The organism is Streptomyces luteogriseus (assembly GCF_014205055.1).
In the GTDB taxonomy this organism is placed as follows: Bacteria; Actinomycetota; Actinomycetes; order Streptomycetales; family Streptomycetaceae; genus Streptomyces; species Streptomyces luteogriseus.
Map to the genome: position 1 here is coordinate 1,674,036 of NZ_JACHMS010000001.1, position 9,867 is coordinate 1,683,902.

Genomic DNA, 9,867 nt, shown 5'->3' on the forward strand with positions numbered 1-9,867 from the left:
GGAGACCGATGTCTTTCCGCACGACCCCATCCGTCGACTACGTCGAGGACGTCTCCCCGGGCAGCGGGGCCCTGCCGCCCCGCGCCTGGTACGCGTCCTCGGACGCGCGGTCCCTGTCGCTGAACGGCAGCTGGCGTTTCCGGCTCTCGGCCTCCGCCGGTGCCGAGGACGACTCGTTCGCCGAGGAGGGCTACGACGCCGGGAACTGGGCCGAGGTCACGGTCCCCGGGCACTGGGTCCTCCAGGGCGACGGGGCGTTCGGCTCCCCGATCTACACCAACCATCTCTACCCCTTCCCGGTGGACCCGCCGTACGTCCCGACGGAGAACCCCACCGGTGACCATCTGCGCGTCTTCGACCTGCCGCACGACTGGCCGTCGGACGGCGGGGCGGTGCTGCGCTTCGACGGGGTCGAGTCCTGCGCCCGCGTCTGGCTGAACGGCACGGAGCTCGGCGAGTTCAAGGGCTCCCGGCTGCCGCACGAGTTCGCGGTCGGTGAGCTGCTGAGGCCGGGCTCCAATGTGCTCGCCGTGCGCGTGCACCAGTGGTCGGCGGGGTCGTACCTGGAGGACCAGGACCAGTGGTGGCTGCCCGGCATCTTCCGCGACGTGACGCTGCTGCACCGCCCGTCCGGCAGCGCGGGCGACTTCTTCGTGCACGCCTCCTACGACCACACCACCGGTGAGGGCACCCTGCGCGTCGACTCCGACGTCGACGGCCGGGTGACCGTGCCGGCCCTGGACATCGATGTCGCGACCGGTGAGCCGGTGACGGCCGCGGTCGATCCGTGGACCGCCGAGACGCCGAAGCTCTACGACGGTGTGCTGGTCACGGACGGGGAGCGGGTGCCGCTGCGGATCGGTTTCCGTACGGTCGTCCTCGAGGACGGGCTGATCAAGGTCAACGGCAAGGCCGTGCTCTTCAAGGGTGTCAACCGGCACGAGTGGCACCCCGAGCACGGCCGCGCGCTCGACCTGGAGACCATGCGCGAGGACGTGCTGCTGATGAAGCGGCACAACCTCAACGCCGTACGCACCTCGCACTACCCGCCGCACCCGGCCTTCCTGGACCTGTGCGACGAGTACGGCCTGTGGGTCATCGACGAGTGCGACCTGGAGACCCACGGCTTCACCGAGCAGGACTGGCGGGACAACCCCGTCGACGACGACCGCTGGACCCCGGCCCTGCTGGACCGCGCGGCGCGCATGGTCGAACGGGACAAGAACCACCCGTCGATCGTGTTCTGGTCGCTGGGCAACGAGGCCGGCACCGGCCGCGGGCTCACCGCCATGGCCGAGTGGATCCACGACCGCGACCCCGAGCGGCTGGTGCACTACGAGGGCGACTGGAACTGCCGCGACACGGACGTGTACTCGCGGATGTACGCCTTCCACGACGAGGTCGAGAAGATCGGCCAGGGCCTGGACGGCGGCACGCGCAAGCGTCGTGAGCTGCCCTTCATCCAGTGCGAGTACGCGCACGCGATGGGCAACGGACCGGGTGGACTCGCCGACTACCAGGAGCTGTTCGAGAAGTACGAGCGGCTCCAGGGCGCCTTCGTCTGGGAGTGGATCGACCACGGCGTCCGGCACGCCGAGCTGGGTTACGCCTACGGCGGGGACTTCGGCGAGGAGCTGCACGACGGCAACTTCGTGTGCGACGGGCTGGTCTTCCCGGACCGGACGCCGTCGCCGGGCCTGATCGAGTACAAGAAGGTCATCGAGCCGGTCCACATCGAGGGCGACGGCGCGAACGGCATCGTGCGGGTCACCAACAAGCAGGACTTCGCGGACCTGTCGGCGCTGGCCTTCGAGTGGTCGTGCCAGGTGGACGGCGAGACCGTCGAGTCGGGTTCGCTCGCGGTGCCGGTGCTCGCACCGGGCGAGAGCGCCGAGGTGAAGCTGCCGGAGCCGCCCGTGGACGGCCGGGGCGGCGAGCGGCAGTGGACGGTGCGCGCGCTGCTCGCGGACGACACGTCCTGGGCCGCGAAGGGCCATGTGGTGGCCTGGGGCCAGTTCGCGGTGGGGGCACGGCCACTGCCGTCCTTCCCGGCGACCGACCGGCCCGTGCCGGACGGGGACCGGATCACGCTCGGCCCGGCCGGGTTCGACGCCCGCACCGGTGCGCTGCTCTCGATCGGCGGAGTGGAGGTCGGTGCGACGCCGCGGCTGGACGTGTGGCGGGCGCCGACCGACAACGACGACGGCGCCGAGTGGCAGACCGACACCCGCTACGGGACGCTGTGGCGCACGCTCGGCCTGCACCGGATGCGGCACCGCCTGGTCTCGGTCGAGGCGGGCGACGACGCGCTGACGGTCCGCACCCGGGTGGCACCGGCCGCCCGCGAGGTGGGTCTGGAGACGGTGTACCGCTGGACGTCCGACGGCGAGCGGCTGCGGCTGACCGTGTCCGTGACGCCGCAGGGCGACTGGACGGTGCCGCTGCCCCGGCTCGGAGTCCGCTTCGGGCTGGCGGAGGCGGACCGGGTGGAGTGGTTCGGCGGCGGTCCCGGCGAGGCGTACCCGGACACCGGCAAGGCGTCCATGGTCGGCCGCTGGCAGTCCACGGTGGACGGGCTGCAGACGCCGTACGTCCGTCCGCAGGAGAACGGTGCCCGGGGCGACGTCCGCTGGGTGGAGCTCGGCGGCCTCAGGATCGAGGGCGACCCGGAGTTCTGGTTCACGGCGCGGCGCTGGACGACCGAGCAGCTGGACGCGGCCAGGCACCGCACCGACCTCACGGCCGGCGACACCGTGTGGGTCAACCTCGACCACGGGCAGCACGGCATCGGCTCACAGTCCTGCGGCCCCGGCCCGCTGCCGCAGTACTTCCTGAAGGCGGAACCGGCGGAGTTCTCGTTCGTGTTCTCGACCACCAGGTAAGAAGACGATTAATCGATTGACCGATTGATCGACATTCCGAGAGTGTCGGGATGTCATCCGTGGCCGGTCGGCCCTCGTGCCGACCGGCCGCTGCTGTGTTCGCCGCAAGGGAGTTGGTGGGTCCGTTGAGTGTCGCCATCGAGGTCCGCGGGTTGTCCCGCACCTTCCACACCACCGTCCGCCGCCCCGGCTTCGCGGGCGCCGTCCGTTCCCTGGTCAACCCCGAGCGGGTGGCCAAGCACGCCGTCTCGGACATCACCTTCGACGTGGCCGAGGGTGAACTCCTCGCCCTGCTCGGCCCGAACGGCGCCGGCAAGTCCACCACCATCAAGATCCTCACCGGCATCCTCACCCCCACGTCGGGCGAGGCCCGGGTGGCGGGCGTGGTGCCGTACCGGGAGCGGGAGCGCAACGCCCGGAACGTGGGCGCGGTGTTCGGGCAGCGCACCCAGTTGTGGTGGGACCTGCCGGTGCGCGAGTCGTTCGCGATCCTGCGGGACATCTACGAGGTTCCCAGGGCCGAACACGCCGCCCGGCTGGCGGAGTTCGACGACATCCTGGAGCTGTCGTCGTTCTGGGACACCCGGGTCCGCCACCTCTCGCTCGGTCAGCGGGTGCGCAGCGATCTCGCGGCCGCCCTGCTGCACGACCCGCCGGTGGTGTTCCTGGACGAGCCGACCATCGGCATGGACGTGGTGGTGAAGGAGCAGGTGCGGGAGTTCCTGCGGCACCAGGTGGAGCAGCGCGGCCGTACGGTGCTGCTGACCACGCACGACATGACGGAGGTCGAGCGGCTCGCCGAGCGGGTGGTGCTGGTCAACCACGGCCGGCTGATGCTGGACGGCTCGCTCGACGAGATCCGCCGGAAGTTCGGCTCGACCTGGCAGGTGCGGGCCACGCTGGCCGATCCGCACACCGAGGTCGTCCCGCCGCCGGGCACCACGCTGCTGCGGCACACCGGCGGGCAGATCGTCCTCGGCCCCGACGGACCGGACGCGCCCACCGTCCAACAGGCGCTGAAGGCGGTGATCGAGCGGTTCGAGGTGACGGACATCGCCCTGGACGAGGCGGACCTCGAGGACGTGATGCGGGCCGCGTACGCGCATGCCGGGGAGGTCTGACGTGGCCGTGCTCCACGCCTGGCGCGCCGCCCGGGTCACCCCGCTCGGCGAACTGAACGCACCGCCCCGGATGACCGCCGTCGCCCTGCGGCTGGCCGTGCAGGTGGTGCTGGTCTGGTCGCTGTGGAGGGGGCTGTACGCGCAGACCGGCACGACCGCGGGGCTGAGCCGCGACCAGGCGGTCACGTACGCCGTGCTGGCCGTACTTGCCTCCCGGCTGCGGGAGCTGGACCAGTACGCGGGCCGGGACACCGTCCTGCAGCACATGCACTTCGGCACCATCGTGTACTGGTACCTGCGGCCGCTTCCGCCGCAGCGCTACTACGCCCTGCGGGCCGCCGGAGAGCAGCTGTACGGGCTGGCCTGGGCGTTGACGGGGTACCTGATCTGCCTGGCCGCCGGTGTCGTCGAGCCGCCCGGATCGCCCGCGGTGGCCGGGGTGTTCGCGCTCAGCATGCTGCTCGGCCAGTGGGTCCTGTACTACGTCATGCTCATGCTCGACCAGTTGTGCTTCTGGACGGTCCGCAACACCGCGGCGATGCTCATCCTGCTGTTCGCGCAGAACCTGCTGTCCGGGGTGTACGCGCCGCTGTGGTTCTTCCCGGACTGGTTCGTGACGATGAGCGCGTTCCTCCCCTTCCAGGCCACGCTGAGCGTGCCGTTGTCGCTGTACGTGGGCCGGATTCCGCTGTCCGACGCGGCGTTCCAGCTCTCCGTGCAGGCCGTATGGGTCGTGGCGCTGGCGTTGTTCACCCGGTTGCTGTGGCGGCGGGCCGCCCGGCGCGTGATCTCGCAGGGAGGCTGAGATGTCGTTGAAGGCTCTGCGGATCGTGTGGCGCGTGACCGCGCTCAACTTCCGCGCGCAGCTGGAGTACCGCACCGAGTTCCTGCTGATGATCGCGATCGGCGCGATCTGGCAGGTGTCGGTGATCGTGTTCGCCACGGTGCTGCTGTCGCGGTTCGCCGGCATGGGCGGCTGGGACAGCTCCGACGTGCTGCTGATCCCGGCGACGCGGATGCTGGCGCACGGGCTGTTCGTGCTGTTCCTGGGACGCATGCACTGGGCCGGCCGGCAGATCCAGGAAGGCCGCGTCGACATCTACCTGATGCGCCCCATGCCCGTGCACCGCCAGATCCAGCTGGCGTTCTTCCCGACCAACGCCATCGGGGACCTGACCGTGGCGGCCGGCCTGATGGTGGGCGCGCTCGCCCGCAGCGACCTGGACTGGACGACGGGCCGGATCACCTACCTGGTCGCGGCCGTCCTCGGCGGCATGCTGCTGGAGGCCGCCCTGTTCACGGTCGTGGCCAGTGCGTCCCTGCGCTTCCCGGCCGCCGACATGTGGGGCCGCTGGCTGGAGGAACTCCTCGGCACCTTCGGCAGCTACCCCCTGAACGTGCTGCCCAAGGCGGTGGGCGGATTCCTGACCTACGGCCTGCCGCTCGCGTTCGTCGCCTACTTCCCGGCAGCGGTCCTGACGGGCCACGGCCACTCGACGGGAGTCCCGTACTGGCTCGCGGCGGCCTCACCGCTGCTCGGGCTGCTGGCGTACCTGGCGGCGCGGATGCTGTGGAACTGGAGCCTGCGCCACTACAGCGGGATCAACGGATGAGCGCGCAGGAGTACGCCGCCGAGGCCGTCGTGTGGAGCCGGCTGGCCGGGCTGCTCTCGGCGCCCGGGGACCGCGAGGAGGTACAGGACTGCTGGGACATCGGGGAGCAGGAGGCCGGTCTGGAGCTGCTGGTCGACCGGCTGCTCGGACGGGGCACGCGCATCGAGGAGCCGGCCCGCGCCGAACTCGCGGTGATGGCCGAGCAGTGGGGCGAGTGGGACTGGCTCGGCACACGGATCACGTCCCTGCCCCATGTCGGTGAGGAGGCCGGTCGGCTGCGTGTGCTCCAGGACGGGGCGGAGGAGACGCGGCCCGCCGGGTTCGTCCTGCCGGAGCACCCGCTCGCCGCGTCGGTGCTCGTTCCGTGGATCGTGTGCGCGCCCTGCGAGCGGGTGCTGGCCCGGGCCCACCGGCGAGAGGAGTGGGGCGCCCTGTCGTTCCTGGCGGAGGGATACGTCGTGTTCGGGCCCGGCTTCGCTCCGGTGGTCTTCCCCCGGGAGGAGCCCGGGGCGGCCTGGGACGCGCTGGCAGCGCTGCGGGACGGCTGCGACCGCGGGTGAGCCGCGGCCGGGTCAGGGTCTGCCGGCCCCGCGGATCGGTGTGAGCAGGGCCGTCACCGCGAGCAGGACGCACATCGCTCCGGCCGCCAGGGCGACCGGGGCCGTGCCCTGTTCCTCGGCGGCCCAGGTGAGGACGGCGGCGCCGACGGGGGCCGCCGCGTAGTGAAGGGTCCAGAAGGCGGAGGTGACCCGGCCCAGGAGGTGTTCCGGGGTCACTTCCTGGCGGAGCGACATCGAGCAGGTGCCTCCCATGGCGGCACAGGCGAGGAAGACGGCGCTCAGGGCCGCGACGACCGGCACGTCACGCGCCCAGCCGAGACCGGCGAACGCCAGGCCGCAGCCCGCGACCGAGCAGGTCCACGTCGGCCCGAAGCCGAGGCGGCGGCGGATCCCGGCCACGAGCAGGGCGCCGGCGATGGTGCCGAGTGCACCGGCCGCCATGACGGTGCCGACGGTGCCGTCGTCATGCCCGAGGTCGTACTTGAGGTGGTAGATGACCAGGTCGTTGAGGCCGAGGGTGAGGAAGCTGAAGACGAACAGCAGGACGGTGAGCGAGCGCAGCACGGGGTGGCCGTAGAGGAAGGCGATTCCGGTGCGGAGGTCGTGCCACAGTCCGGTGCGGCCGCCCGGCTGTTCGTCCGGGGTGCGGGCGCGGAACCGTACGAAGAACAGGCACATCGCCGACACCCCGAAACTGGCCGCGTCCACGCCGACGGCCGCGGCCGGCCCGGACCAGGCGGCGACCAGCCCCGCGCACAGCGGCCCGAGGACACCCGCCGCGGCGGCCGTCGCGTTCAACCGTCCATTGGCCTCCGTGAGTTGCCCGGTACCGACCAGGGTGCGCACGACCGTGACATAGCCGACCGCGAACAGCATGCCGACGGCCTCGCACAGCGGCAGCACCGCGTACAGCAGCCAGATCCGCGGCCCGAACAGCCACACCAGCGGGATCACCCCGTACAGCCCCATGCGCACCAGATCGCAGGCGATGAGCAGCCGGCGGCGGTCCACCCGGTCCACGACCGCCCCGGCGAACACCGCCGCCACGACGGAGGCCGCACCGCCCACCGCGGTCAGCAGCCCCATCCGGGCGACCGAGCCGGTGGCCTCGAGCACCAGCAGGGGCAGAGCGATCAGCGCGAAGGAGTCACCGAGAACGGAGAGGGTCTGGGCCGCCCAGAAGATCCCGAAGTCGCGCTGCCGCCACAGCGGGCGGGCGCCGCGTAAGCCACCGCCGGCCTCGACGGCCGCGTCCGAGGGCCCGCCGCCGGGCTCGCTGCCGGGCTCGCCGCCCGGTTCGTCCGCGCGCCGTGCTGCCCCGTGCGTCATGCAACCTCCCCCGTCGCCGATGCACGGCAACCCTACGGCCGGGGGCGAAAAGCGGTACCGGCCAAAGGCGCGGGCGAGGTGGCGTCCGCCCCGTGAGCTGATCTCTCCCGCGGCGTCCCGGACACCGCAGCCCTGCGCGACGAACCCGCACCGCGGACGTTCCCACGCTCCGGCGGTCCCGGCTGCCGTTCCCGCGGGTTCGGAGCGTCGTCGCGTCTTCCGAACGTCATCGCATCTTCCGCAGGGAGAGATCACCGTGCACCTCACCTCGGGCAGCTCTCCTGAAGACACACTGGCGGCCTTCACGGCACGGGCGGCCGGGGATCCCGCGGTCGCCGGGCTGGTCCTCGGCGGCTCGCAGGTCCACGAGGACATGCCGACCGGCCACTCCGACTACGACCTGCACGTGATCCTCCGGGACGGGCAGGCCTCCGAACTCGCCGGGCTGGACCGGTTCCGCTCCGCCCACCTCGACCTCGTGGTCATCGAGCTGGCGGAGTTCCGCACGCGCGGCATGCCCGGCCGGCCCGGATCCAGTGAAGAGCGCGCGCTGGGTGGCCGGGTCGCCGTCGCCCAGGATGCGTCGCAGGACCGGCAGGAGACGGTCCGCGCTCTCGCGGGGTCGCCCAGCGGCCGCCGTTCCAGTTCCCAGCGCAGGTACTTGTTGTACGGCCGGACGCGGCGGTGCAGGACGAACAGCACCTCCAGGGCGTGCGGGACGGTCTCGGCGGCGGCCAGGTGGCCCGGGCCGGGACGGTCGTCGAGAGGACGGCGCGCGACGCCGGACACGGCGAGTCCTCGACTCCTGGGGCACGGATCTGGACCTGCTCCGTCACTCCTGACGCCAGGACGTCTCCCACTGTTCGCGCTGTTCCCCTTGCGCACCAAGGGCGTTGCCCTCGAACCTGAGCACCGTTCAACTTCTTTCCCCCTCGCCTCTCCGACCGGAGACACCCCCCATGAAGAGACTGATCGGCACCGTCGTGGCCGCCGCCCTGGCCGTCACGGGCCTGGCCACCACCAGCGCGACACCCGCCGCCGCGGCGGACTCCGGCTCCTTCACCGTCCTCACCTACAACGTCGCGGGCCTCCCCGAGGGCCTGAGTTCGGGCAACCCGGCGAAGAACACTCCGCTGATCTCGCCGCGCCTCGGGGCGTACGACATCGTCAACGTGCAGGAGGACTTCAACTACCACGCCGCCCTGTACGCGGGCGACGACCACCCTCACCGCACCGCGACCAGCGGCGGCGTCCCGTTCGGAGACGGCCTCAACACCCTCTCGGACCATCCCTTCGAGGACTTCCAGCGCGTGAAGTGGAACAAGTGCACCGGCACCAACTGCCTCACGCCGAAGGGCTTCTCCCTGGCGCGGGTCCGGCTCGCCGAGGGTGCCTTCCTTGACCTCTACAACGTGCACACCAACGCGGACGACACCGACGACGCGCTCGCCGCCCGCCGCGCCAACGTCGAGCAGCTCTCCGACTTCATCCAGGCGAACTCGTCCGGCAACGCGGTGATCGTCATGGGCGACACCAACACGCGGTACACGCGCTCCGGCGACAACATCCGCACGCTCGTGAGCGAGAACGGCCTGACCGACGCATGGGTCCAGCGCGTGAAGGGCGGGACGCCCCCGGCCCAGGGCGGTGCCGCGCTCGTCTGCCCCACCACGGCACCGCCGGACGACTGCGAGGTCGTGGACAAGGTCCTCTACCGCGGCAGCAGACTGCTGAGCCTGAACGCGACCCGTTACGGCAACGCGTGGGCGTCCTTCCTGGACCCCGCGGGCGGCAACCTCTCCGACCACTTCCCGCACGCGGTCGACTTCTCCTACACGCTCGACCCGTCGCTGCGCGCGAGCGACTTCTTCGGCGGCCCGCACGGCACGGCCTTCAACGACGCGGACGACCTGCCGTCCACCCCGTCTCCGCGCACGCTCACCCTGCGCGGCGGCGCCCGCCTGGACGCCGTGTCCCTCACCCACGACGGCGGCACGACCCTCACCCACGGCGGCACGGGCGGCACCGCGGCCTCCCTGACCCTGGCCGCGGGTGAGCACCTGACCTCGGTCAAGCTGACCCAGGGCCAGAAGGACGGCCGTACCCGCCTGTTCTCGGCGGCGTTCACGACGGACCGCGACCGCACCCTGTCCGCCGGCACGGTCACGTCCGACGCGAAGACCTTCACGGCCCCGGCCGGCCGGCAGATCGTGGGCTTCACGGGCCGCGCGGGTGACGAGCTGGACAAGCTGGGGGTGGTGTACGCGCCGATCCGCTGAGCGGGGCGGACCGACAGCAACCGGCCTCGCCCGCCCCTGTCCCGTACTACGCTCGATCCCTCTGAACTGCGCTGACGCAAATG

The 9,867-nt window shown here is 71.7% G+C and carries 8 protein-coding genes; 6 read left to right on the forward strand and 2 right to left on the reverse strand.

Going from position 1 to position 9,867, the window contains the following annotated elements:
- Nucleotides 1-8: 8 nt before the first annotated feature.
- The 5 genes from BJ965_RS07585 to BJ965_RS07605 all read left to right on the forward strand — a co-directional run bounded on the left by BJ965_RS07585 (nt 9) and on the right by BJ965_RS07605 (nt 6,176).
- Nucleotides 9-2,882 (forward strand): glycoside hydrolase family 2 TIM barrel-domain containing protein, encoded by a 2,874-nt coding sequence (locus BJ965_RS07585; protein WP_184907967.1) that lies wholly within the window; start codon nt 9-11, stop codon nt 2,880-2,882.
- 125 nt (nt 2,883-3,007) lie between these two features.
- On the forward strand, nt 3,008-4,003 hold the full coding sequence (locus BJ965_RS07590; protein ID WP_184907968.1) for an ABC transporter ATP-binding protein: 996 nt from the start codon (nt 3,008-3,010) through the stop codon (nt 4,001-4,003).
- 1 nt (nt 4,004) lies between these two features.
- Nucleotides 4,005-4,808, forward strand: a complete 804-nt coding sequence (locus BJ965_RS07595; protein ID WP_184907969.1) for an ABC-2 family transporter protein — start codon at nt 4,005-4,007, stop codon at nt 4,806-4,808.
- A 1-nt stretch (nt 4,809) separates the two neighbouring features.
- Nucleotides 4,810-5,616, forward strand: coding sequence for an ABC transporter permease (locus BJ965_RS07600; protein WP_184907970.1), 807 nt, complete (start codon nt 4,810-4,812; stop codon nt 5,614-5,616).
- Entirely contained in the window at nt 5,613-6,176 is a 564-nt protein-coding gene (locus tag BJ965_RS07605) for a hypothetical protein (RefSeq protein ID WP_184907971.1), read from the forward strand. The genes BJ965_RS07600 and BJ965_RS07605 overlap by 4 nt, the downstream gene beginning before the upstream one ends.
- 12 nt (nt 6,177-6,188) lie before the next feature.
- On the opposite strand, the gene BJ965_RS07610 is transcribed toward BJ965_RS07605, so the two are convergent.
- On the reverse strand, nt 6,189-7,505 hold the full coding sequence (locus BJ965_RS07610) for an MFS transporter (protein ID WP_184907972.1): 1,317 nt from the start codon (nt 7,503-7,505) through the stop codon (nt 6,189-6,191).
- Nucleotides 7,506-7,898: 393 nt separating this feature from the next.
- Nucleotides 7,899-8,294, reverse strand: a complete 396-nt coding sequence (locus tag BJ965_RS39195) for a hypothetical protein (RefSeq protein WP_246548639.1) — start codon at nt 8,292-8,294, stop codon at nt 7,899-7,901.
- Nucleotides 8,295-8,464: 170 nt separating this feature from the next.
- Here BJ965_RS39195 and BJ965_RS07620 point away from each other — a divergent pair, with 170 nt between their 5' ends.
- On the forward strand, nt 8,465-9,784 hold the full coding sequence (locus BJ965_RS07620; RefSeq protein ID WP_184907973.1) for a jacalin-like lectin: 1,320 nt from the start codon (nt 8,465-8,467) through the stop codon (nt 9,782-9,784).
- The last annotated feature ends 83 nt before the right edge of the window (nt 9,785-9,867 follow it).